This window comes from Streptomyces sp. NPDC127100 (assembly GCF_042724095.1).
Classification (GTDB): Bacteria; Actinomycetota; Actinomycetes; order Streptomycetales; family Streptomycetaceae; genus Streptomyces.
Genome location: NZ_JBHXFL010000019.1, coordinates 25,553 through 49,106 on the forward strand (window position 1 = coordinate 25,553; position 23,554 = coordinate 49,106).

A 23,554-nucleotide genomic window follows, 5' to 3' on the forward strand; every position below is an offset into this window, starting at 1 on the left:
CCGGACGCGCTCAGAACCGGTACGGCTTCGAGCGGCGGCGCAGGAACCAGGCCGCCGCGATGACCCCGCTCCCCACCAGCGCGCCGCCCGTCACCAGGGTGGCCGTGCCGTGGTCCTGGACGGCCCCGCCGAGACCGCCGAGGACTCCGCGCGAGGCGGACGGCGAGGGGGAGGCGGGCCGGCCGGGGGAGGCGGAGGGCGAGGGCGCCGAGGACACGATGACCGTCTGGGTGCCGGCGGTGCTGTTGTTCGAGCACACCACGACGACCGTGTAGGTGCCCGGTGCGATGCCCGACCACGCGGCGGACTGGCCCGCGGCGCTCCCCGAAAGCGCGACCTGACGGCCCTCGGCGAAGCTGCCCTGGCCGCCGGTGAGCAGCGAGGCCGTGCCCCAGCTTCCGTTCAGCTGTGCGCAGGCGGTGGTCGTGACCGAGACCGTGCTCCCGGTGGTGCTCACCGAGATCCCCGGACCCGCGGCGGCCGGCCCGGTGGCCAGGGCGATGGGCACCGCGGCGGCCGCGACGGTCAGGCCGGAGCGGAGAAGTGGTGACGGGATGCGCATGTGGACTGCCCTCCGGCGGCACGGTCGGGACATGCCTTGCGCCGCCCGATCGGATCGCCCGTGCCCCTCAGAGGCAGCCAACAGGGCGGCGGCCGGGCCCGCATGCGGAACGGGACCGGCCAGGTGACGCGCCCGCCGGCCGTGCGGGCGGCCGGCGGGACGTCACCGCTGCCCGCCCGTCGTCACCGTCCGCTCCGCCGAGAAACCGCCCCAGGTGCCGTCGGGCAGCCTGGCGCGGAGCCGCACCCGGTGCGAGACGCCGGCCTCCTGCCCGGCGTAGAAGCTGTACTCGGCCCGGTCGCGCGGCGCGTCGCCGCCGTACACGAGCGAGGTGGCCCGGCTGCCGTCCAGGTGGATCTCGTACTCGGTGACCACACCGTCCGTCCGTGGCGGCACCCAGCCGAGGTCGATGTAGTAGGCCCCGTCGGCGCGGTGGGTCGCCGCGCGCAGGCCGGTGGGCGCGGTGGCGCGGCCGTCGTCCGAGCCCGGGGTGGCGAGGCGGACCGCGGCGCTGGCGGGGGAGACGTTGTCGGCGGCGTCCCGCGCCCGGACGGTGAACGCGTAGCGGGTGCCCGGGCGCAGTCCGGTGACGACGGCCGCGGTCTGGGCGCCGCCGACGCTGTGGACCTTCGCGCCGCCCTGGTAGACGTCGTACGAGACGACGCCCCGGTCGTCCGTCGCGGCGGACCAGGTGAGCTGGACCGCCCGGCTGCCCGCCGCCCGGCCGTGCGCACCCGTCGGAACCGTGGGAGCGGTGCGGTCCGCCGCCGCGGCCGCCGGGGTCGTCGCCCGGACCTCCGTGCTGCTCGGCCCGAGCCGCCCGCCGGCGTCGCGCGCCCGCACGGTGAAGACGTAGGCGGTCGACGGGCGGAGCCGGGTGACGTCGGTCATGCGGTCGGCGGCCGGCACCTCCTTCACCTTGGTGGAGCCGCGGTACACCTCGTACGTCTCGGCCTCGCCGACGGCGTTCCACATCACGTGCACGCTCGTCGCGCTGCCCGCCGCGGCGGTGACGCCCGTCGGTGCCCCGGGCGGACGGTCGCCCCCGCTGTCTCCGCCCGTGCCCCAGCCGCAGGACGAGACGAGCGCGAGGGCGCCGCAGAGCAGGAGACCGCGGCGCAGGACGGAGCCGGGCGGGACGTGGTGGACGGCGGGAACGGGAACGCCTCGCATGGCTCTGCCTCCCGGGGCGGCCAGACGGCAATGGTCCGGACCAATATGCCGTCGTGACGCGATCACATCAAGAGGGTGGTCCCGAGCGATCACCCGGAGGGGTTACGTATCCTGAACCCACTGACGGCCCGACTGCCCGCGAGGACACGGGAGTTGCGGCCGGCGGCGCGGGCCGCTGTCGTCGCTGATCCCGCGCCGGCACGGGCGGCCGGGCGGGCCGTGACCGGCACCCGAGCCGGCCCGCCCGCCGCCCGACGCGTCCCGGGTGTGCACCGTCTGGCCCTGTCCTGGTGGTCCGCGCGCCCGATCCGGGGACAGATGGGGCCGAGTGTCCGTCCATGTCCCCCAGGAGAGGCCCCAACGTGCGTGTCCAGTCGCTGACACTGGTCGCGGCCAGCGCCGCCCTGCTCGCCCCCACGGCGTTCCCCGCCGCACCCCTGCCGTCCCGGCCGGGGCCGCACGCGCAGACCCGGCCCACGCCGGAGGCCGGCCCCCGGCCCCGGGCGGCGTCCGTGCCCGAGGTCCTCTCCCGCCTCAGGCCGGAGCGCGGGGCCGGCTCCCGCTCCGCTGTCCGGCCGGTACCGCGCCGCGACGCCGGTCCCCGGCCGGCGGACGGCGCGTCCGAGGAGCCCGTCCGCGCCGCCGACCTGCTGGCCAGGACCCGGGACTGCACGCCCGTCTCCCGCGGCCGCTACCGCAGCGACGCGGGCACCCCGGCGGACATCCCGGTCTGCGGCACCCGGGACGCCGTGTTCTGGCAGGCCGACCTGGACATCGACTGCGACGGCCGGCGCGGCAAGCACTGCAACGCCCGCACCGACCCGCACTTCACCGACGCCACGGCCTGGACCCGGTCCGACGGCGGCCCGCTGGACGCGGAGAAGCTGCCCTACGTCGTCGTGCCCCAGCCCAGCGGCATCTGGGACCACCGGGCGGACGGGGTGCAGGGCGGCTCGGTCGTGGCCCTCGTCCACGGGGACCGGGTGGGCTACGCGGTCGTCGGCGACGTCGGCCCGCGCGACATCATCGGCGAGGCGTCCTACGCGGCCGCCGAGGCCCTCGGCGTGCCCGCCGACCCGAGCACCGGCGGCGTCGCCTCCGGGGTGACGTACATCGTCTTCAAGGACACCGGGACCGGGCCCATCGAGGACACGGCCGCCACCCGGCGCACGGGGGAGCGGCTGGCCCGCCACTTCGTCGACGGAGACTGAGCGGCCGGGGCGACGACCTCCCGCCCCGGCGCGCTACACCTTCCGGTAGGAGTACGCCTCCGCGGCCGCCGCCTCCACCGCCGCGACGTCCGCGCCCGTCGCCGCCGTCACGACCGCGGCCACCGCGCCCTCGACGAACGGGGCGTCCACCAGGCGGGTGTTGTCCGGCAGCTCGTCCCCCTCGGCCAGCAGGGCCTTCACGGTGAGCACCGCGCTGCCCAGATCGGCCAGCACGGCGACGCCCGCACCCCGGTCCACGGACGCGGCGGCGGCGGACACCAGCTCGGAACTGGTACCGAACCCGCCGGCCGCGGTGCCGCCCGCCGGCGCCACCGGCACCGCCACGCCACCACCCGACAGCGCCTTCGCCAGCTCGGCCACCGACGCGGCGACCTCGGCGCTGTGCGACACCAGCACGATCCCGACCAGCCTCTCGTCACTCACCGGACGCCTCCTGAAGTCCCGCGATCAGCAGCGCCGCGGACGTGGCACCGGGATCCTGGTGCCCGATGCTGCGCTCGCCCAGATAACTCGCCCTGCCCTTGCGCGCCAGCATGGGAGTGGTCGCCACGGCACCCTCCTCGGCGGCGGCGGTGGCCGCGGCGAAGGAGTCACCGAGGGCCTCCACGGCCGGCACCAGGGCATCGATCATCGTCTTGTCGCCCGGCGCCGCGCCCCCGAGGGTCCGGACCGCGTCCACCCCCGTCCGCAGGGCGTCGGCCAGCTGCTCCGTGCTCACCTCGGCGGCGTCGCCGAGCGCCTTGCCGGTGCGGCGCAGCAGCGTGCCGTACAGGGGTCCCGAGGCGCCGCCGACCGTCGAGATGAGCTGCCGCCCGGCGAGTGTCAGGACCGCACCGGGCGTGCCGGGGGCCTCCTTCTCCAGCGTGGCCGTCACGGCCCTGAACCCGCGTTGCAGATTGCTGCCGTGGTCGGCGTCGCCGATGGGCGAGTCGAGGGCGGTGAGCCGCTCCGCCTCGCGGTCGACCGACGCGGCGGTCGCCGTCATCCAGCGGCGGAAGAAGTCGGCGTCGAGCACTGGGTCTCCTTGCCTCGTAGGTACGTGAGGATCCTTTCCCCGTCCACCGTCACATGCCCCACCTCAGCCCGGGCGTGCTCACCGGCGCGTCCCAGAGCCCGAGCAGCTCCTCGTCGATCTCGCACAGGGTGACCGAGGCACCCGCCATGTCGAGGGACGTCACGTAGTTGCCGACGAGGGTACGGGCGACGGCGACGCCGCGCTCGGCGAGCACCCGCTGCACCTCGGCGTTGAAGCCGTACAGCTCCAGCAGCGGCGTCGCGCCCATGCCGTTCACGAGGACCAGCACGGGACCGCGGGGGGCGAGGTCGGTCAGGACCGCCTCCACGGCGGCCTCGGCGATCTCGCCCGAGGTCATCATCGGCCGCCGCTCCCGGCCGGGCTCGCCGTGGATGCCGATGCCGAGCTCCAGCTCACCGGCGGGCAGGTCGAAGGTGGGGCTGCCCTTGGCCGGCGTGGTGCAGGCACTGAGCGCGACGCCGAAGCTCCGGGAGGACTCGTTGACCCGGCGGGCGATCTCCTCCACCTGCTCCAGCGGGCGGCCCTCCTGCGCCGCGGCGCCCGCGATCTTCTCCACGAACAGCGTGGCGCCCGTGCCGCGCCGCCCCGCCGTGTACAGGCTGTCCGTCACCGCCACGTCGTCGTTGACCAGTACCTTCGCGACCCGGATGCCCTCGTCCTCGGCCAGCTCGGCGGCCATGTCGAAGTTGAGCACGTCACCGGTGTAGTTCTTCACGACGAACAGCACCCCGGCCCCGCTGTCCACGGCGGCCGCGGCCCGCACCATCTGGTCGGGGACCGGCGAGGTGAACACCTCGCCCGGACAGGCCGCCGACAGCATCCCCGGGCCCACGAACCCGCCGTGCAGCGGCTCATGCCCCGATCCGCCGCCGGACACCAGGGCGACCTTCCCGTCCACGGGGGCGTCCCGCCGCACGATCACCCGGTTCTCGACATCCACGGTCAGCTCGGGATGGGCGGCGGCCATACCCCGCAGCGCGTCCGCGACAACGGTCTCGTGGACGTTGATGAGCATCTTCACGGGTACCTCCTGGGAAGTCTTCGTGCTGGTCGGAGCGGTCACGGACAGTCGTGCTCCCGGCGTGCGCGACGGCGGGAACGGATTCCGGCGGTCGGACGGACGGGCGGGTCCCGGCTGGGGTGCCGCTCTCGGCAGTATCGGTCTTGCGGCAGCGAAGGTCACGCGCGGGAACGCCATGGGCGCGCCCCGGCCGCCGGACCGGCGCCACGGTTCGCGGGCGTCCTGCGGGGCACTGGGGCTGTGAGCAGAGAGGGCGGTGCGGTGGCGAACGACGGCAAGGTGAGCACGGGGACCGGCGGGTCCGACGACGGTACGACGGAGTCGGAGCTGCTGGACGGGCTGCGCGTGGACGACCGGCGGCCGGAGCGGCCGCTCCTGCTGAACGCCGACGGCAGTCCCGTCGAGACGTGGCGGGAGAACTACCCCTACGACCGCAAGATGCGCAGGAGCGAGTACGAGCGGACCAAGCGCGTGCTCCAGATCGAACTGCTGAAGATGCAGCGCTGGGTGAAGGAGACCGGACGGCGTGTCGTCGTGGTGTGCGAGGGCCGGGACGCGGCCGGCAAGGGCGGCACCATCCAGCGCTTCACCGAACGTTTGAACCCTCGCGGCGCCAGGGTGGTGGCCCTGGAGAAGCCCACCGAGCGCGAGGCCGGGCAGTGGTACTTCCAGCGGTACGTCTCCCATCTGCCGGCCCGCGGGGAGATCGTCTTCTTCGACCGCTCCTGGTACAACCGGGCCGGCGTGGAACGCGTCATGGACTTCTGCACGGACGCCGAGTACCGCCACTTCCTGGCTCAGGCGCCGATGTTCGAGCAACTGCTGACCGACGACGGCATCATGCTGGTCAAGTTCTGGTTCTCCGTCTCCCGCGCCGAGCAGCGCACCCGCTTCGCCATCCGGCAGGTCGACCCGGTGCGCCGCTGGAAGCTCTCACCGACCGACCTGGCCTCGCTGGACCGCTGGGACGACTACACGGCCGCCAAGGTCGACATGTTCCGCGCCACGGACACCGTGCACGCGCCGTGGACGGTGGTGAAGAACAACGACAAGCGCCGCGGACGGCTCGAGGCCATGCGGAGCCTGCTCTACCGCTGCGACTATCCGGCCAAGGACCTGGACGTCGTCGGCAAGCCCGATCCGCTGATCGTCGGTGCGGCGGACACCCTGCTGGAGCCCGGCGAGGAGCAGACGGCCCTGTCCCCGACCCCGCTCACCGGCCACGGAGACGGCCCGGGACTGCATCCGGAGCAGAACTGAGCCGGGCCGGTCCCGACGGGCACTCCGCCCGGACCCGGACACCTGTTTGACCGGCGGGGCAACGGTTATCCGCATGGGGGACGCTGCCCGCCGGGCAGCCGAGAGCCGTGGGGCGCCCGCGGCCGCGGCCGCCTCCCGCGCGCGGCGGACCGGGAGGCCGGCAGGCCGCCGAGGCGGACCCACACCATCTGGGGAAGGGACTGGTCGCGGTGACCACAGTGGCGCGGCAGGGCGGCGGGGGCGGCTCCAGCGGCCTCTACGACGTGCTGGAACTGATTCTCGACCGGGGTCTGGTGATCGACGCCTTCGTACGGGTCTCCCTCGTCGGCATCGAGATCCTGAAGATCGACATACGCATCGTGGTGGCCAGCGTCGACACCTACCTGCGCTTCGCCGAGGCCTGCAACCGGCTCGACCTGGAGGCAGGACCGCGCAAGCCGGCCGGGCTGGCGGAGCTGCCGGGCCGCATGAAGGAGTCGGGAGCCCACGGCGCGACCAAGGGAATCCTGTCCGGGGCCGCGGAGACCATCTCGGACGCCTTCCAGCAGGCCCGCAAGGAGCGCGGCACGCGGTGACGCCCGGCGCTCCCCGCCGGCCCCCGCCCCCGGCCGGCACGGCCGCCGCCGCTCCCTCGCCACCCCGGCCCTTCCCGCACCCCCGCCTCCACCGACCCGACCGGACCGGGCACAGGATGTCGGGTCCGCCCCCGCGAGCGCTCTGTAGCGTGAGCGGGTCCGAAGGGAAGGAGGCCGGGGTGCTGGAGCGGCTGAACCAGGCCATGGAGCACATCGAGTCGCATCTCGACCGGCAGGTCGACGCGGCGGAACTGGCGCGTATCGCGTGGACGTCGGAGTACCACTTCCGGCGCATGTTCTCCGCGCTGTCCGGCATGCCGTTGTCGGAGTACGTCCGGCGCAGGCGGCTGACGGTGGCAGGGGCCGAGGTGCTCGCCGGTGAGCGGACGCTGCTGGAGGTGGCGGTCCGTCACGGCTACGGCTCGGGCGAGGCCTTCGCGCGGGCGTTCCGCGCCATGCACGGTGTCGGACCCGGCGAGGCCCGGCGGACCGGTGCGGCGCTGCGCTCCCAGCCCCGGATGTCCTTCCGGATCGTCGTGGAAGGGAGCAGCAGCATCCGGTACCGGATCCTCGACAAGAAGGAGTTCCGGGTCGTCGGCAGGAAGGCCCGGGTGCCGCTGGTCCACGAGGGGGTCAATCCGGCGATCGCCGAGTTCGTCCGGGGCGTCGGCCCCGAGACGCTGCGGCGCCTGGAGGAACTGTCCGACCAGGAACCGGAGGGCGTCGTGGGGGTGAGCGACCGGCTCGACCCGAGCCGGGCCGAGGGGACGGAACTCGACTACTACCACGCGGTGGTGACCGGGGCCGAGGCCCCCGGGGACATGGACGTCCTCGAGGTGCCCGCGGGGACGTGGGCGGTCTTCGACAGCTCCGGCCCGTTCCCGCTGGCCCTCCAGTACCTGTGGCGTGACGTGTACACGCAGTGGTTCCCCTCGAACCCGTACCGGAGCAGACCGGGCCCCGAGATCCTCCGTGTCCGTGTGTCCGGGGACGGGGCCCAGGCGGAGGCGGAGGCGGAGGCGGAGGTGTGGATCCCGGTGGAGCGGACCGCCGGCTGAGCGGGCGCCCGGCCGGCGGCCCGGGTCGGTCAGGGCGCCACCGCGGTGCCGCCGAAGGTCACGACGAGGCGGCCGTCCGAGGCGAAGGACCACTTCAGGGCACCGCCGTAGGCGGAGCACCGGGAGCCGTTCGAGCCGGTCCAGAACTGGTTCGTGCCGTCGGCGTCGCCCACGGTCTTGTCGTTCGAACCGTCGTCGCCGCGGCACGAGGTGTTGCCGCGGAACACCGATGTGCCCTTGTCGAACGAGAAGTTGCGCTGGGCGTTGTCGATGCTGACGTTGTCCGACACCGTCATCGAGCCCGGGTTGCTGTTGTAGGTGAACCCGTGCTTGCCGTTGGCGTAGGCGATGCTGCGCCGGACGACGTGGTCGACCTCGATGTCCTCGCCGCCGAGCTTGTAGCCGTTGCGGTCACCGCTGGAGTTCTGGGTGCCGTCGGAGAGGGTGCCGTTCCTGTAGGCGAGGGAGTCCTCGATGGTCACCGGGCCGATGGGGCCGGTGACCATCTTGGTGTAGAGGTCCCAGCCGTCGTCGATGTTGTTGTGGGACACGGCGTAGCGGAAGACGTTGCCCGGCCCGACGGTGAGCTTCGCGGCGAAGCCGTCGGCGTCCTCGCCGTCGGAGTCGGCGTTGTCGTGCGACTCCGCGCTCAGGATCAGGTTGTTCGACGGCCACTGGTCGCGGGGCGTCGTGGAGGCCGTCCGGGAGAGCTGGAGGCCGGTGTCGCGGTTGAAGCGGGTGACCGTGCGCTCGATGACGTTGCCGCTGCCGCCGACGAAGATGCCGTTGTCCCCGGCGTGTTCGACGACGAGGCCCTTGATGTGCCAGTACGAGGCGTTCAGGGCGAGGCCGCGGTTGGCCGGGTCCTCACTCTGCGCGGAGAAGTTCAGCACCGGGGTCTCGCCCGGGTAGGCGGACAGTTCCGTGCGGTCGGCGGAGGTGCCGTCGTCGCCCTGCGGGATGGTGACGGTCTGTGCGTAGCGGTAGGTCCCGCCGCGCAGGTGGATCGTGCCGCCGGGGGCGACGCGGCCGATCGCGGCGGTGAGCGTCGTGGGGTCGGACAGCGTGCCGGCCGCGCCGTCGCTGCCGGTGGGCGACACGTACAGCGCGGAACCGGCGGGCGGCGGTGTCGTGCCGTCGCCCACCACCTCGGCGTCGAGGTAGTCGACGTTGGGCAGGCCGGCGGAGGTGGTGGGGCTGAGCCGTACGGTGTTGCCGCCCGCCCTCACCGGCACGGTGAGCGTCTTCGTCGTCCACGCCGTCCAGGTGCCGGTGGTCTCGAAGGCGGCCGAGGCGACGGTGGTGCCGTTCACGATGATGTCCGCGGCCCGTGTTCCGGTGGTGCCGTTGGCGAAGCGGACCTTCAGCGTCGCCGTGCCCGCGGCGGCGGCGTCGACCGTGAACTGGGCGTAGGCGCCGGTCTTGTTGGTGCCGTTGCAGAATCCGCTGCCGGAGTAGCCGGTCCAGTCGGAGTCGATGGTGCCGGTACAGACCGCCGGGGAGCTCTCGGCCTCCTGGCGGACGGACGCGGCCTGCGCCGTGGGTCCGGACAGGGCGACGAGGGTGCCGGCCAGCAGGCCGGCGCATGCGGCCAGGGGTCTCACGTGCATCGTGTCTCCAGGTGGGTCGGGGCACACCAGGACTCGGTGAGCGGGAACAGTGGGGGGAGAGCGCTTTCAAGCGGGACCGTAAGGGCTTGCCGTGAACGCGTCAATGGATGTGTACATGATTCCTGTTCATCACCATGAACGTTGAGGGGGGTGCCGCAACGCCCCGGCGTGTCGTGTCGTCCCCGCTGGGCGCTGAGGGACGATGGACGTTCCCCGGGCAGACAAACGGGACCGGCCGGACAGGGAGGGCACGTGGACCAGCGGGCCGTACGGGAGGCAGCCGCGCCGCGACGCGGGCCGGCCCCGGCCCGCACTCGGGGCGGCGGGGCGCCGGACGCCCGGCGGCGCATCCCCCGCACCGACACCGTGCTGCGGGACCCGAGGCTCGCGGAGGCGGTGCGCCGGCTCGGCCCCGAGGCGGTGGGATCGGCCGTCCGGCAGGCCCAGGAGCAGGCCAGGGCGGGAACGGTCCCGCCCGAGGAGGTGACGGACACGGCCCTAGGACTCCTGCCGCCCACGGCCGGCGGACTGCGGCCGGTGATCAACGCGACCGGGGTGCTGCTGCACACCAACCTCGGCCGTGCCCCGCTGTCCGAGGCGGCCCTCCGCGCCGTGCGGGACGCCGCCGGTCCGACGGACGTGGAACTCGACCTGGGCACCGGCGTACGCGCCCGCCGGGGACGCACCGCACTCGCCGCCCTGCGGGCCCGGGTGCCCTCGGCCGGTGCCGCGCACGTCGTCAACAACGGTGCCGCCGCACTGGTGCTGGCGGCGACCGCGCTCGCCGCGGGCCGCGAGATCGTCATCAGCCGGGGGGAGATGGTGGAGATCGGCGACGGCTTCCGCCTGCCCGACCTGCTGGTGTCGACCGGCGCCCGGCTGCGCGAGGTCGGCACCACCAACCGCACCTCCGTCGACGACTACGCCGACGCCCTCGGCCCGGAGACGGGCTTCGTCCTGAAGGTGCACCCCTCGAACTTCCGCATCAGCGGATTCACCCGCGCCGCCGGCACCGCCGAACTGGCCGTGCTGGGCGTCCCGGTCGTCGTCGACATCGGCTCCGGACTGCTCGCGCCCCACCCGGTGCTGCGCGAGGAACCGGACGCCGAGAGCCATCTGCGGGCCGGTGCCTCCCTGGTGACGGCCAGCGGCGACAAACTGCTCGGCGGACCCCAGTGCGGACTGCTGCTCGGCGACGAGGACCTCGTGCGGACGGTGTCCCGGCATCCCCTCGCCCGTGCTCTGCGGGTGGACAAGCTGACCCTGGCCGCGCTGCAGGCCACCCTGACCGGACCCGCCACCCCGACCGCCGGCGCCCTCGCCGCCGACCCGGCGCGGCTCGCGCGGCGCGCCGAGCGGCTGGCCGCCGCGCTGGGCGCCGACGGGGTCGACGCGCGGGCCGTGCCGAGCGACGCGACGGTGGGCGGCGGCGGTGCCCCCGGTGTGACGCTGCCCAGCGCCGCGCTGTCCCTGCCCGAGGCGTACGCCGCCGCGCTGCGCACCGGGCGGACCCCCGTGGTCGGGCGGCTGGAGGGCGGCCGCTGCCTGCTCGACCTGCGCGCCGTACCGGCCGAGGACGACGAGCGGCTGGCCGAGGCCGTGCGCGCCGCGGCGGAGAGGTGAGCGCCATGCAGGTGGTGGCCACCGCCGGTCACGTCGACCACGGCAAGTCCGCTCTGGTGCGGGCGCTGACCGGCATGGAGCCCGACCGCCACGAGGAGGAGCGCCGGCGCGGACTCACCCTGGACCTGGGATTCGTCTGGACCCGTACGGAAGACGACGGGGACCTCGCCTTCGTCGACGTGCCCGGACACGAGCGGTTCGTCGCCACCATGCTGGCGGGCGTCGGACCGGTGCCCGCCGTGCTCTTCGTGGTCGCCGCCGACCAGGGCTGGCAGCAGCAGACACAGGAACACCTGGCGATCATCGACGCCCTCGGCGTACGGCACGCGGTCCTGGCGGTGACCCGCAGCGACCTCGCCGACCCCGGACCCGCACGGGCCGACGCGGTCGAACGCCTCGCCGCCACCTCGCTCGGCAAGGTGCCTTCCGTCGCGGTGAGTTCGGTCACCGGTACCGGACTCGACGAGCTGCGCGGCGAGTTGGGGCGGATGGCCCGTTCGCTGCCCGTCCCGCCGGCCGACGCGGACGTCAGGCTGTGGCTGGACCGGGCCTTCACGGTCCGCGGACGCGGCACGGTGGTGACGGGCACGCTCGGGGCGGGCACCCTGCGTGTCGGCGACCGGCTGCTCACGGGGGACGGCACGGGGGAGCTGCGGGTGCGCGGGCTGCAGTGCCTGCACGAGGAACGCACCGCCGTGAGCGGAGTGGCCCGGGTGGCCGTCGACGTGCACGGGGCCGCCGAGGCCGGCCTGCGCCGGGGCCACGTCCTGCTGTCACCGGACCGCTGGCTGCTCACCGCGCTGACCGACGTCCGCGTCACCGGGGAACCGGTCGCCGAACTGCCCCGGAACCCGACGCTGCACATCGGGACGGCCGCGGTGCCGGTGACCGTCCGCCCGCTGGGCGCGGGCACCGCGAGGCTGACGCTGAGCCGCCCGCTGCCCCTGCGCGTCGGTGACCGCGCCGTCCTGCGCGAACCGGGCGGCACCCGCGTCCCCTGCGCGGTGACCGTCCTCGACGTGCGTCCGCCACCGCTGATCCGGCGGGGCGCCGGCCGCGCCCGCGCCGAGGAGCTGGCCGCGACGACCGGATGCCCGGACGGCGCGGCCGAGCTCCGGCGGCGCCGGCTCGTCCGGCGTGCGGAACTGCTCGCGATGGGAGTGCCCCCGCCCGCCGAGCCCGTCGCCGGGGACTGGCTGGCCGACGCCGGCCACTGGGCACGGCTGCGCGCGCGCCTCGTCGAGGAGGTCGAGCGGCACGCCCGGCAGCACCCGATGGAGCCGGGGCTGCCCGCCGAGGCCGCGCGCCGCCTGCTCGGCCTGCCCGACCGGACGCTGATCGACGCCCTCGCCCGGACCTCCGGCCGCCCCGAAGTCCACTGCAGGAACGGGCGGTTGTACGGGTCCGCCACCGGGCCCACCCTGCCGCCGGGCCTGCGCGACGCCGTCGACGCCGTACGCCGGGACCTGGCCCGTGCGCCCTTCCGAGCGCCCGAGGCGGACCGGCTGAGCGAACTCGGCCTCACCCGCAGGGCGCTGGCCGCGGCCGTCACCGCCGGGGCGCTCCTGCGGGTCGGCGACACCGTGCTGTTGCCGGGTGCGGACACCGAGGCCGCCGCCGTCCTGGCCCGGCTGCCCCAGCCGTTCACCCTCAGCGAGGCCCGCCGGGCGCTGGACACGACCCGCCGGGTGGCCGTACCGCTGCTGGAGCACCTGGACGCGCGAGGACTGACGGAGCGGGTGGACGACCAGCGCCGGCGCTGCCGGCCGGCCCCCGCGAACGGCGGGGACGGAGGCGGACGGGAATCGAACCCGCCTGCCCGAGATCCTCGGACACCTCGGTTTTGAAGACCGGGAGGGCCACCAGGCACCCACACGCCTCCACCGCCCGGCCAGGCTACACGGACCCCCGGCCACGGCCCGGCACCACCGCGGCCCGTCACCACCGGGTCCCGTCACCACCGGGTCCCTCACCACCAAGGAGCACCGGCATGACATCGACGCGCGACACGGCCGTCCGCCTGACCCAGTACGCCCACGGCGGCGGCTGCGCCTGCAAGATCCCGCCCGGCGAACTCGAGGACGTACTCGGTCCGCTGGCCCGGACGCGGACCGCCACCGGCGACTTCCCGCTCCTGGTCGGACTGGCCACCGGCGACGACGCCGCCGTCGTCACCCTGCCCGCACCGCCCGGCGGTCCCGCGCGGGCCGTGGTGTCCACGGCCGACTTCTTCACCCCGGTCGTCGACGACCCCTACGACTGGGGGCGCATCGCCGCCGCCAACGCGCTCTCCGACGTCTACGCGATGGGCGGCATCCCGGTCCTCGCGGTCAACCTGCTGGCCTGGCCGCGCGACGTCCTGCCCTTCGAGCTGGCCCGCGAGGTGCTGCGCGGCGGCCTGCACGTCGCCGCCGAGGCCGGCTGCCACGTGGGCGGCGGCCACAGCGTCGACGACCCCGAACCCAAGTACGGCATGGCCGTCACCGGCCTCGCCGACCCCGGCCGGCTGCTGCGCAACGACGCCGGCCGGCCCGGCGTACCGCTGTCGCTGACCAAACCGCTCGGCCTGGGGGTGCTGAACAACCGTCACAAGGCGACCGGTGAGCGGTTCGAGCAGGCGGTCGCCACGATGGTCGCCCTCAACCGGGACGCCGCCGCGGCGGCCCTGGACGCCGGAGCGGTCTGCGCCACCGACGTCACCGGTTTTGGTCTCCTCGGCCATCTGCACAAGCTGGCCCGGGCCTCCGGCGTGACCGCCGTGCTCGACACCGCGGCCGTGCCCTTCCTGGACGGCGCCCGGGAGGCGGTGCGGGACGGTTACGTCAGCGGTGGCACCCGGCGCAACCTGGAGTGGGTCGCGCCGTTCACCGACTTCGGGGAGACCGACGCCGACACCCGCCTGCTGCTGGCCGACGCCCAGACCTCCGGCGGACTGCTCGTGGCCGGCGAGGTGCCGGGGGCGCCGGTGATCGGCGAACTGGTCGCCCGCGGGTCGCACTCGGTCGTCCTGCGCTGACCGGTGCGCGCCCGCCGGACGCGCCTCACAGCTCCGTGCCGGTGTGCTCGTCGATGCCCGCACGGGCCCGGTACTCCCGCACCAGTTCCGGGGCCGCCGGTCCCCTCGGGCGCCGTCCCGGCCGGATGTCCACGGCGAGCGCCTTGGTCTCCTGGATGTGCGTGTTCGGATCGAGGGACAGGTGCACCAGCTCGTTGGCCGCGTCGCCCGTGCTGTAGCCGTTCGGACCCCAGTGGTAGGGCAGCCCCACCTGGTGCAGGGTCCGGCCGTGCACGGTCAGCGGAGCCATGCGGTCGGTGACCAGGACCCGCGCCTCGATCACGCCCCGGGCGCTGACGATCGTCGCCCAGCCGGTGTGCTCCAGGGCGCGTTCGGCGGCCAGCTCCGGGGAGACCTCGCAGAAGAACTCCGGTTGCAGCTCCGCGAGATACGGCTGCCAGCGCGACATGCCGCCCGCTGTGTGGTGCTCGGTGAGCCGGTACGTGGTGGCGACGTACGGGAACACCTCGGTGCCGGGCGCGCCCGCACTCGGCTGGTAGCGGTTGTCGGGGTGAGGTGGCAGCAAGTGCCGTACGGGGTTGCGCTGCTGCCCGTACAGCAGGTTGGGGAAGGGGGAGTCCTGCGGCTCGTAGTGCGCGGGCAGCGGGCCGTCGGTGAGCCCGGTGGGCGCGTACAGCCACGCCTTGCCGTCGGCCTGCATGACGAACGCGTCCGTGCCGGAGAGGGCCTCGGGCCCCGTCGCGTCCGGTGGGGGCACGTAGTGGGGCGACTTGCCGGGCGAGAAGTCCGGGACGTCGTGCCCGACCCACTTCTCCTGGCCCTCGTCCCACCACACCAGCGCCTTGCGCTCGCTCCACGGCCTGCCGTCGGGATCGGCCGAGGCGCGGTTGTACAGCACACGGCGGTTGGCGGGCCACGCCCAGCCCCACTCGCTCGCCACCCAGTCCTGCTGCTCACCCGGTTTGCGGCGGGCGGCCTGGTTGACGCCGTCGGCGTGGACACCGCAGTAGATCCAGCAGCCGCACACCGTGGAACCGTCGCCGCTCAGCTGCTCGTAGGAGGACAGGGGACCGCCGTCGGCGTCGTAGCCGTTGATCTCGGCCAGCACCGCCTCCGCGTCCGGCTCGGACAGCTCACCCTTCACCGGATAGTCCCAGGCCAGGTCGATCAGCGGCCGGTCCATGGGGTCGGTCGACTCGGCGAGCTTGTGGCGGATGATCCGCCCCAGGTGGTACGTGAACCACAGGTCGCTGCGCGCCTCGCCCGGCGGCGGGACCGCCTGGTGGTGCCACTGCAGCAGCCGCTGGGTGTTGGTGAAGCTGCCGTCCTTCTCGGTGTGGGCGGCGGCCGGGAGGAAGAACACCTCGGTGCCGATGTCCTCCGTGCGCATCTCGCCGGTCTCGATCTCCGGGCCGTCCTTCCACCAGGTCGCCGACTCGATGAGCGAGAAGTCCCGCACCACCAGCCAGTCCAGGTTCGCCATGCCGAGCCGCTGCATCTTGGCGTTGGCCGAGCCGACCGCCGGGTTCTCGCCCATCAGGAAGTAGCCCTTGCAGGTCCCCCGCATCTGCTCCACGACCGTCTCGTACGTGGAGTGGGAGCCCGTCAGCCGCGGCAGGTAGTCGAAGCAGAAGTCGTTCTCGGCCGTCGCCGCGTCGCCCCAGTAGGCCTTGAGCAGGCTCACCAGGTAGGCGCGCATGTTGCCCCAGTAGCCCTTTCGGGCCGCCTCGGCGCGCACGAACGCGTCCAGGTCCTCCCGCTGGTGCGCGTGCGGCATCGGGATGTAGCCGGGCAGCAGGTTGAACAGGGTCGGGATGTCCGTGGACCCCTGGATGGAGGCGTGTCCGCGCAGGGCCAGGATGCCGCCGCCGGGCCGGCCGATGTTGCCGAGAAGGCTCTGCAGCACGGAGGCCGCGCGGATGTACTGCACGCCCACCGTGTGCTGCGTCCAGCCGACCGCGTAGGCGAAGGCGGTGGTCCGGTCGCGGCCCGAGTTCTCCGTGACCAGATCGCACACCTGCCGGAACAGGTCCTGCGGCACCCCGCAGACACGCTCGACCATCTCGGGTGTGTAGCGGGCGTAGTGCCGCTTCAGCACCTGGAAGACGCAGCGCGGGTGCGTCATGGTCTCGTCCCGTTCGATCTCCCCCTCGCCGATGTCGGCGCCGCCCGAGCCGTGGGACTCGCCGCGCGCCGCCTCCGTGACCGAGGAGCCGCCGCCGGCGCGCTTGCCGTACTGCAGGTCCCGTTCACCGGACGCGGCCTGCATCTCCGTGCCCTCGTACTGCCAGCTGCCGTTGTCGTAGCTACGGCTGTCGGGGTCGAGGCCGGAGAAGACGCCGTCGAGGTCCTCGGTGTCGCGGAAGTCCTCGCGCAGCACCACGGGGCCGTTGGTGTAGGCCACCACGTAGTCGCGGAAGTACGCGTCCCGGGAGAGGACGTGGTTGACGATCCCGCCGAGGAAGGCGATGTCCGAGCCCGCGCGCAGCGGCACGTGCACGTCGGCCAGGGCGCTGGTGCGGGTGAACCGCGGGTCGACGTGGATCACCTTCGCGCCGCGTGCCTTGGCCTCCATCACCCACTGGAACCCGACCGGATGGCACTCGGCCATGTTCGAGCCCTGGATGACGATGCAGTCCGAGTTCTGCAGGTCCTGCTGGAAGGTGGTCGCGCCGCCGCGGCCGAACGAGGTTCCCAGACCGGGAACGGTGGAGGAGTGTCAAACACGCGCCTGATTCTCGATCTGCACCGCGCCCAGCGCGGTGAACAGCTTCTTGATCAGGTAGTTCTCCTCGTTGTCCAGGGTCGCCCCGCCGAGGCTCGCGATGCCCAGGGTGCGGCGGGTACGGGTCTCGTCGACCTCCCACTGCCAGCCCGCGCGCCGTGCCTCGATCACCCGGTCGGCGATCATGTCCATCGCCGTGTCCAGGTCCAGGCGCTCCCAGTCGGTGCCGTGCGGGCGCCGGTACAGGACGTGGTGCTCGCGTGCACCGCCGGTCGTGAGCTGGAGGCTGGCCGAGCCCTTGGGGCACAGCCGGCCGCGCGAGATGGGGGAGTCGGGGTCGCCCTCGATCTGGGTGACGCGCCCGTCCTCGACGTACACGTTCTGGCCGCAGCCCACGGCGCAGTACGGGCAGACGGACTTGACCACCCGGTCGGCCGAGGCCACCCGGGGAGTGAGCCGTGCCGTGGCCGCGCTCCTGGCGGCGGCTCCGCGGCCCAGGGGATCGGTTCCCTTGAGCTGGCGGTAGACCGGCCAGGAGTCGATCCAGGTCCGTACGCCCATGCCGTCCCTCCGCCCTCTCGCGGTGTGTTCTGCCGGCCCCGGGTGTCCCGGTTCCGGCGGTCCAGTCTCATGCTCCTGTCGTCCGGCGGACCGCGGCCCGCGCGGACCGGTCAGTCCGTGCGGGCCTCCAGCCGCTCCCGCTGCGGAACGACGGTGTACTTCGGATCCCGGGCGGAAGCCACGCCCGCGTGGAACACCCCGAACCGCAGGGCCGCCGAACCCGCCAGCAGCGCGATCCCGGCCGGCGCGGCCGCGCCGCGGCGCCGGCCCGCCACGACGGCGAGGACCGCGCCGCCCGCCGTCAGCGCCTCCGCCCCGCGCAGCAGCCGGCCCGCCCTGCCCCGCTCGAGGGGCTCGGCCACCAGTCCCATCCGCCGCTTCATCAGCCGGAACGCCCCCAGCTCCAGGGCCGCCCCCAGCACCGCCGTGCGGCGCGCGGGCCCCGTCTGCGCCGACGGCACGGAGGTCAGCGCCAGCCCCGCCGCCGCGGTCGCCGCGGAACCGGCGAAGACGAACGGCAGCTCCCGGTAGCCGCCGTGCCAGGAGGGCACCGCGGTGTCCGACAGCAGCACGGCGGTGTACGTGGCGACCGCCGGGCCGAGCACGGAGGCCGCCGCAGTGGCGACGGCCCCGGCGGGCCGGAAGCGGCCCGTCACGTCGGCGGCCGCGGCGGCCAGGGCGAGCGGTGCGTATCCGGCCAGCAGCCAGGACCCCACGTTCATCGGCGAGGTGGGCTTGAACACGCGGAGCATGTTGAGGAAACGGGCGGGCCTGCCCAGGTCGTGGACCAGCGCGGCCAGCGACAGCGAGACGGCGCCCGCCGCTCCCAGCTTCGCCGTCCGCGCCAGGGCGGGACGCCCCGTGGCGTGCGCGCCGGCCGCCAGCGGCGACGAGGCGCCCGCGAGCCCGCCCAGCCAGAGGTAGCCCGCGATGTCCAGGGCCGCCCAGCTCGGCTCGTTCAGCACCGGTCTGCCGTAGTACGAGGAGAACTCGGCGTCCGGCACCACCGGTTGCTCGCCGCGCCCACGGCGGCGCCGGCGGCGTCCGGCGTGCGCTCCCGTCGGGGCGTCCCGGCCGGGCCGCGCGCCCCTGACCCCGTCGCGCGTGACGTCCGAACCGCTCATCGGGACCTCCCGGCGAAACCGGCGGCGGCGAGCGCGGCGAGCGAGGCGGCGGCCACCGCCGCGTGCCGCCACATCGAGGGCAGGTCCCGGGTGGTGACCACCGGGTCGGGCGGCAGCCCGTACACCTCCGGCTCGTCCAGCAGCAGGAAGAAGGCGCCGTCGCCACCGACCCCGTCGTCCGGACTCTCCCCGTACAGCCGGGCGTCGGTCACGCCGGCCGCGTGCAGTCGCGCTACCCGCGACGCCGCCCGCTCCCGCAGTTCGTCCAGCGGGCCGAACTGGATGGAGTCGGTCGGGCACGCCTTGGCGCAGGCCGGTTCCATGCCCACGCCGAGCCGGTCGTAGCACAGCGTGCACTTCCAGGCCCGTCCGTCGTCCCGGCGCTGGTCGATGACGCCGTAGGGGCAGGCGGGGACGCAGTAGCCGCAGCCGTTGCAGATGTCCTCCTGCACGACGACCGTGCCGAACTCGGTGCGGAACAGGGACCCGGTGGGGCACACGTCCAGGCACGCGGCGTGGGTGCAGTGCTTGCACACGTCGGAGGCCATGAGCCAGCGCAGCTCGGTGCGCCCGTCCGGTGCCACGGGCGGGGCGGTCACCGTCGCCGCCTCGGGGGGCCCGAGACTCCGCGCGGCCTCGAAGACGTCCACGCTCCCGTGACCGATCCCCGGCTCCTGGCCGCCGAGCGGCTTGCGCTGTTCGACGAAGGCGACGTGCCGCCAGGTGTCGGCGCCGAGCCCCTGCGTGTTGTCGTAGGACATGCCGGTGAACAGCAGGCCGTCCTCGGGGACGGCGTTCCACTCCTTGCAGGCCACCTCGCAGGCCTTGCAGCCGATGCACACGGACGTGTCGGTGAAGAAGCCGACGCGGGGCGGGGGGTCCGGATGACCGGCCGCGGCCGCCACGTCGGGCTCCGGCCCGGAGAGCCGGTGGGCGTGCTTCGTACGGCCGCCGGCGCCGGCGCTCTGTTCGGTCATGCCCGTACCTCCACGCCCCTGTCGCCCGTGACGTCCGGTTCCCCGGCCGGGGGACCCGTCCTCATCCGGAGCCTGCCACGGGTGCCCGCGGGGCGCGCGCCCGAAGCGGCCGGCGGTGGCTCGCGCGGGCCGGCGGGGGACGTCGACTCAGCCGACGCCGGGGCCGGTGACCGGCCTGCCGGCCTCGTCGTAGGGCCAGACGTTGGTGGTGCAGCCGTGCAGCCCCTTGATCTGCTGCATCATCACCGGGGCGGGCCGCCCGGGGCCGGGGCACCCCTCGTGGCCGTGGCCCAGGAAGTGCCCGACCTCGTGGTTGACGATGAGCGCCCGGTACGACGTCACGTCGTCCGCGTAGTACTGCGTCGCCAGCAGCCACCGCTTGAGGTTGACCATGACGTCCTGGCCGACGTTGCAGTTGACCTCGCCGCCGGTGTCCAGGCCGTACCTGCCGCAGATGTCGTCCACCGTCCCCGCCGTGGCGAGGCGCACCCGGAAGTCGGACGCGCCGCCGGACACGCGGCGGAAGCCCACCTCGCCGTCGGCCGTCCAGCCCCGGTCGTCGGCGAGGATCCGCTCGACCTCCGCGGCGACGTCCCCCGCCGGCAGCCCGATGCCGTCCTCGACCTGGACCGCGTAGGTCAGCGTGCGCCCGCTCCCGCCGACCCGGTCGCCACCACCCTGTGCGGTGACGAACGTCCCCGGTCCCGACGACGGGATCGGGCCGGGGGTCCCGGAGTCCTCCGGCCGGACCTCTTCCTCCTCCTGCGCCGCCGTGCCCGGCACGGGGCGCCCGGCGGGGGAGGGGGCACCGGCGGGCGGACGGGCCTCGACCGTCGTGACCGGTCCGGCGGCGCCGGCGGGACGCCCGGGGGCGGACGTACCGCCCTTCAGGGCCAGCCCCCCGGCGAGCAGCAGCACGACGGCGGCCGCGAGTCCCGCCCAGAGTGCCGGTGTCTTCCGGCCCCGCCGCCGGCGGGCGCGTCCCGCGCGCCGGCGGCGGCGGGCCCTGTCGGCGGACTGTGAGGGCGTCGATCGGTGCGCGTTCATGATCACGCAGCGTGCCCCGGCCGTGTGATCGCCCGTGGACCGCTTGTGGACCGCTCTGTAACAGCCACCCACCCGTGCGCGAACACCCGTTCGTCCCGACGCATACTGAGACCCATGCCACGGGTCCTGATCATCGAAGACGACCGCGCCGTCCGGGAGGGCGTCCGCCTCGCCCTGCGCCGCCAGGGGCACGAGGTCGCCGCCGCCGCGACCGGCGAGGACGGACTGCGGGAACTGCGGTCGTTCCGGCCCGACGCCGTCGTCCTCGACCTGATGCTGCCCGGCATGTCCGGCCTGGAGGTGTGCCGCCGCATCCGCGACCACCACCAGGTGCCCATCATCATGGCCACCGCCCGCGGCGACGACGCCGACGTCGTCGTCGGCCTCGAGGCCGGAGCGGACGACTACGTGGTCAAGCCCGTCCGCGCACGCGTCCTGGACGCGCGCATCCGGGCGGTGCTGCGCCGCGCCGGCGGCCCGCCGGACGAGCACGGCGGCCCGCGCCCCGAGCAGCACGGCGACCTGACCATCGACCGCGCCGGACTCACCGTCACCCACCAGGGGCGGCCCGTCGCCCTCGCGCCGTCCGAACTGCGGCTGCTGCTCACCCTGTCCGCCTCGCCCGGCCAGGTCTTCAGCCGCCAGCAGCTCCTGGAGGCCGTGTGGGAGCACAACTACCACGGGGACGCGCGGCTCGTGGACGCCTGCGTCAAGCGGCTCAGGTCCAAGATCGGGGAGCCCGCCGACCGGCCGCGTCACATCCACACCGTGCGCGGATTCGGCTACCGCTTCGGTGCCCGGTGAGGACCGTCGGGCTGCTGCGCACGCTGGGCGGACTGCGGGTGCGGCTGGTGGTGGCCTTCGCCTTCGTCGCCGCCGCGGCCACGGTCACCACGGGCGCCCTGACCTTCCGCGAGGCGCGGACCGGCATCCTCCAGCAGAGCCAGGACACGGTGATCGAGGACTTCCGGGACCGGGTGAACACCCTGGTGCCCAACTACCGGTTCCCGCCCGACCGGACCGATCTCGAGTCGTTCGCCGCCGACGTGGCGCGCGGCGGCCGGTCCCAGAACTGGCGGGTGCTGGCCGCCTACCGGGCGTCGAGTGCGACCTCCGTCCCCGGCGACGCCTTCGCCGAACTGTCCCCGGGGATGCGCGAGGCCGTCCGGTCGCGCCGCGCCACGGTCTTCCAGCGGGTGACGAGGGACGGCAGGTCCTCCCTGGTCGTCGGCATGCCCGTCACCTTCGCCGGCCCGTACGTCACCTCGAGGCCGGCGTCCGGGCTCGAGGTCTACCTCACGGTGCCCCAGACCGAGGAACAGGGATACGTCGACGCCCTGGTCGCCGCCGCGGAACGCGCCACCGTGCCCGCCCTCGCCCTGGCCGTCGTCCTCGCCCTGCTGGCCGCGCGCGGGGTGCTGCGGCCCGTCAGGGAGCTGCGCCGGGCGACCCGCAGCATCGCCGAGGGACGGCTCGACACCCGCCTCGCGGTGCAGGGCACCGACGAACTCGCCGAGCTCTCCCGCACCTTCAACGAGACCGCCGAGGCGCTGGAGGGGTCGGTGGCGGAACTGCGGCGTATGGAGGCAGGGGCCCGGCGCTTCGCCGCGGACGTCTCGCACGAGCTGCGCACCCCGCTGGCGGCGATGACGGCGGTCACCGACGTGCTGGACGAGGACGCGGCCGCCCTGGACGAGGACACCGCGACGGCCGTGCGCCTCATCAGCGAGGAGACGACCAAGCTCGCCGGCCTGGTGAACGACCTGATGGAGATCTCCCGGTTCGACGCGGGCGCGGCCGCCCTCCACCTCGACGACATCGACCTCGCCGAGTCCGTACGGCGCACCCTCGCCGCCCGCGGCTGGACCCGCACGGTGGAGACCGGCCTGCCGGAACCCGGCGCCCTGCGCGGGCAGGTCGACCCGCGCCGCCTCGACGTCGTCGTCGCCAACCTCGTCGCGAACGCCCTCCGCCACGGGCGTCCCCCGGTGCGCCTCGACCTCCGCGAGGGGAACGATCCCGTGACGGGCCGGCAGGCGGTCGTCGAGGTCCGCGACAGCGGGGACGGCATCCCCGACAGCGTCCTGCCGCACGTCTTCGACCGTTTCTACAAGTCGGACACCGCCCGGGTCCGGAGCGAGGGCAGCGGGCTCGGGCTGGCCATCACCACGGAGAACGTCCGCCTGCACGGCGGCACCGTGCGGGCGGCCAACCATCCGGACGGCGGCGCCGTCTTCACGGTCGTCCTCCCCCTGCGCCAGGACGGCGCGGCGGACGGAACGGGGACCCCGACGAAGGAGGACCGGTGACGAACGTCCGGCGCGCGCTGCCGGCCCTGCTGACGGCGGCCCTCGCCCTGTCCGCCTGCGACATCCCCGCGACCGGCGTGGTCGAGGCGGGCGAGCCCGCCACCGGCATCCTCGAACCGCCGGGCGCCACCCCGGAACCGAGGGAGACCCGGGCCGTGCCGGCCGCCGTGGTGCCGCTGTACTTCGTCTCCGACGGTGCCCTGGTCCCCGTCACCCGCACCCTGCCCGGCGGGGCGGAGCTCGGCAGCACGGTACTGATGCTGTTCAAGGGACCGGACGCGGAGGAACGGAGGAAGGGGCTCACGACCGACCTGCCGCCCACCGCCACCGCCCCCACCATCCGGACCGACGGGGCCACAGTCACCGTCGAACTCCCGCCGGCCGCCGCCGGGCTGAGCGACACCGCCGTCGACCAGCTGGCCTGCACGGTCGCCGGGGCCCGGCTGCACCAGGACCCCGAGCTGGGCAGTGCACAGGTGACCGTGGAGCAGCCCGGCGGCCGGCTGGCCGGCCGCTCCAGCGACGACTGCCCGGGCCTGGAAACCGCCGTTCCCACCGTCGCCGAGCCCGTGGGCTGAGCATGCCGGCCGGCCGGGAGCCGAGGCCGTCGTGGACGCCGGGGTACCCGCCAGGTGGCCCACCCGA

Annotated in this window: 19 protein-coding genes, 1 tRNA gene and 1 pseudogene; 10 read left to right on the top strand and 11 right to left on the bottom strand. The window is 74.5% G+C overall.

All coding sequences use genetic code 11. The features are described 5' to 3' along the window. Positions 1-10 precede the first annotated feature (10 nt). Together ACFWJB_RS18980 and ACFWJB_RS18985 are read right to left on the bottom strand one after the other, a co-directional pair. A complete protein-coding gene (locus tag ACFWJB_RS18980; protein ID WP_386923484.1) occupies positions 11-562 on the bottom strand; it encodes a hypothetical protein in 552 nt (183 codons plus the stop codon). 162 nt (positions 563-724) lie between these two features. Continuing rightward, complete coding sequence (locus tag ACFWJB_RS18985; protein ID WP_386923486.1) at positions 725-1,735, bottom strand: fibronectin type III domain-containing protein; 1,011 nt, start codon at positions 1,733-1,735, stop codon at positions 725-727. Positions 1,736-2,097: 362 nt separating this feature from the next. On the opposite strand from ACFWJB_RS18985, the gene ACFWJB_RS18990 reads away from it, so the two are divergent. Beyond that, complete coding sequence (locus tag ACFWJB_RS18990) at positions 2,098-2,946, top strand: glycoside hydrolase family 75 protein (protein WP_385461653.1); 849 nt, start codon at positions 2,098-2,100, stop codon at positions 2,944-2,946. Positions 2,947-2,979: 33 nt separating this feature from the next. Here ACFWJB_RS18990 and ACFWJB_RS18995 read toward each other — a convergent pair whose 3' ends face one another. The 3 genes from ACFWJB_RS18995 to dhaK are packed head-to-tail and all read right to left on the bottom strand — an operon-like array spanning position 2,980 to position 5,024. Continuing rightward, positions 2,980-3,390: a PTS-dependent dihydroxyacetone kinase phosphotransferase subunit DhaM gene (locus ACFWJB_RS18995; protein ID WP_385461650.1), complete on the bottom strand. Its 411-nt coding sequence runs from the start codon at positions 3,388-3,390 to the stop codon at positions 2,980-2,982. Then, positions 3,383-3,982 carry a dihydroxyacetone kinase subunit DhaL gene (dhaL, locus tag ACFWJB_RS19000; RefSeq protein WP_386923488.1) on the bottom strand — a complete coding sequence of 200 codons (600 nt, stop codon included), beginning with the start codon at positions 3,980-3,982 and terminating at the stop codon, positions 3,383-3,385. Before dhaL ends, ACFWJB_RS18995 begins: the two co-directional genes overlap by 8 nt. Positions 3,983-4,031: 49 nt before the next feature. Beyond that, complete coding sequence (gene dhaK, locus ACFWJB_RS19005) at positions 4,032-5,024, bottom strand: dihydroxyacetone kinase subunit DhaK (RefSeq protein ID WP_385461644.1); 993 nt, start codon at positions 5,022-5,024, stop codon at positions 4,032-4,034. 279 nt (positions 5,025-5,303) lie between these two features. Here dhaK and ppk2 point away from each other — a divergent pair, with 279 nt between their 5' ends. The 3 genes from ppk2 (at position 5,304) to ACFWJB_RS19020 (ending at position 7,917) form a co-directional block, all read left to right on the top strand. Next, positions 5,304-6,284 (top strand): polyphosphate kinase 2, encoded by a 981-nt coding sequence (ppk2, locus tag ACFWJB_RS19010; RefSeq protein WP_385461752.1) that lies wholly within the window; start codon positions 5,304-5,306, stop codon positions 6,282-6,284. Positions 6,285-6,493: 209 nt separating this feature from the next. Continuing rightward, on the top strand, positions 6,494-6,859 hold the full coding sequence (gvpJ, locus tag ACFWJB_RS19015) for a gas vesicle protein GvpJ (RefSeq protein WP_385461641.1): 366 nt from the start codon (positions 6,494-6,496) through the stop codon (positions 6,857-6,859). A gap of 179 nt (positions 6,860-7,038) precedes the next feature. After that, positions 7,039-7,917 (top strand): GyrI-like domain-containing protein, encoded by an 879-nt coding sequence (locus tag ACFWJB_RS19020; protein ID WP_386923581.1) that lies wholly within the window; start codon positions 7,039-7,041, stop codon positions 7,915-7,917. 29 nt (positions 7,918-7,946) lie between these two features. Here ACFWJB_RS19020 and ACFWJB_RS19025 read toward each other — a convergent pair whose 3' ends face one another. After that, the gene (locus ACFWJB_RS19025) at positions 7,947-9,527 is read right to left on the bottom strand and encodes a carbohydrate-binding protein (protein ID WP_386923491.1); all 1,581 of its coding nucleotides are present in this window, start codon (positions 9,525-9,527) and stop codon (positions 7,947-7,949) included. A gap of 252 nt (positions 9,528-9,779) precedes the next feature. On the opposite strand from ACFWJB_RS19025, the gene selA reads away from it, so the two are divergent. Together selA and ACFWJB_RS19035 are read left to right on the top strand one after the other, a co-directional pair. Beyond that, positions 9,780-11,150 (top strand): L-seryl-tRNA(Sec) selenium transferase, encoded by a 1,371-nt coding sequence (selA, locus tag ACFWJB_RS19030; RefSeq protein ID WP_386923493.1) that lies wholly within the window; start codon positions 9,780-9,782, stop codon positions 11,148-11,150. Between the two features lie 5 nt (positions 11,151-11,155). Further along, positions 11,156-12,847 (top strand): annotated as a pseudogene (locus ACFWJB_RS19035) (GTP-binding protein); the annotation flags it as partial. Positions 12,848-12,939: 92 nt separating this feature from the next. Here the strand turns inward: ACFWJB_RS19035 and ACFWJB_RS19040 are convergent. Continuing rightward, positions 12,940-13,032: transfer RNA gene (locus tag ACFWJB_RS19040), tRNA-Sec, on the bottom strand. A gap of 108 nt (positions 13,033-13,140) precedes the next feature. On the opposite strand from ACFWJB_RS19040, the gene selD reads away from it, so the two are divergent. After that, positions 13,141-14,166, top strand: a complete 1,026-nt coding sequence (gene selD, locus ACFWJB_RS19045) for a selenide, water dikinase SelD (RefSeq protein WP_386923495.1) — start codon at positions 13,141-13,143, stop codon at positions 14,164-14,166. 25 nt (positions 14,167-14,191) lie between these two features. Here the strand turns inward: selD and fdh are convergent, their stop codons facing one another. From fdh to ACFWJB_RS19065, 4 genes are all read right to left on the bottom strand, one after another. Beyond that, a complete protein-coding gene (gene fdh / locus ACFWJB_RS19050; protein WP_386923497.1) occupies positions 14,192-17,452 on the bottom strand; it encodes a formate dehydrogenase in 3,261 nt (1,086 codons plus the stop codon). Between the two features lie 110 nt (positions 17,453-17,562). Further along, positions 17,563-18,576 (bottom strand): NrfD/PsrC family molybdoenzyme membrane anchor subunit, encoded by a 1,014-nt coding sequence (nrfD, locus tag ACFWJB_RS19055; protein ID WP_386923499.1) that lies wholly within the window; start codon positions 18,574-18,576, stop codon positions 17,563-17,565. Beyond that, a complete protein-coding gene (locus ACFWJB_RS19060) occupies positions 18,573-19,553 on the bottom strand; it encodes a 4Fe-4S dicluster domain-containing protein (RefSeq protein ID WP_386923501.1) in 981 nt (326 codons plus the stop codon). The genes nrfD and ACFWJB_RS19060 overlap by 4 nt, the downstream gene beginning before the upstream one ends. A 147-nt stretch (positions 19,554-19,700) precedes the next feature. Continuing rightward, positions 19,701-20,600 (bottom strand): DUF3152 domain-containing protein, encoded by a 900-nt coding sequence (locus ACFWJB_RS19065; protein ID WP_386923503.1) that lies wholly within the window; start codon positions 20,598-20,600, stop codon positions 19,701-19,703. A gap of 114 nt (positions 20,601-20,714) precedes the next feature. Between ACFWJB_RS19065 and ACFWJB_RS19070 the strand changes: the two genes are divergently transcribed. The 3 genes from ACFWJB_RS19070 to ACFWJB_RS19080 are packed head-to-tail and all read left to right on the top strand — an operon-like array spanning position 20,715 to position 23,487. Further along, positions 20,715-21,404, top strand: coding sequence for a response regulator (locus ACFWJB_RS19070; RefSeq protein WP_385461620.1), 690 nt, complete (start codon positions 20,715-20,717; stop codon positions 21,402-21,404). 11 nt (positions 21,405-21,415) lie between these two features. Beyond that, complete coding sequence (locus tag ACFWJB_RS19075) at positions 21,416-22,909, top strand: sensor histidine kinase (protein ID WP_386923583.1); 1,494 nt, start codon at positions 21,416-21,418, stop codon at positions 22,907-22,909. Further along, positions 22,906-23,487: a hypothetical protein gene (locus ACFWJB_RS19080; protein ID WP_385461617.1), complete on the top strand. Its 582-nt coding sequence runs from the start codon at positions 22,906-22,908 to the stop codon at positions 23,485-23,487. The genes ACFWJB_RS19075 and ACFWJB_RS19080 overlap by 4 nt, the downstream gene beginning before the upstream one ends. The last annotated feature ends 67 nt before the right edge of the window (positions 23,488-23,554 follow it).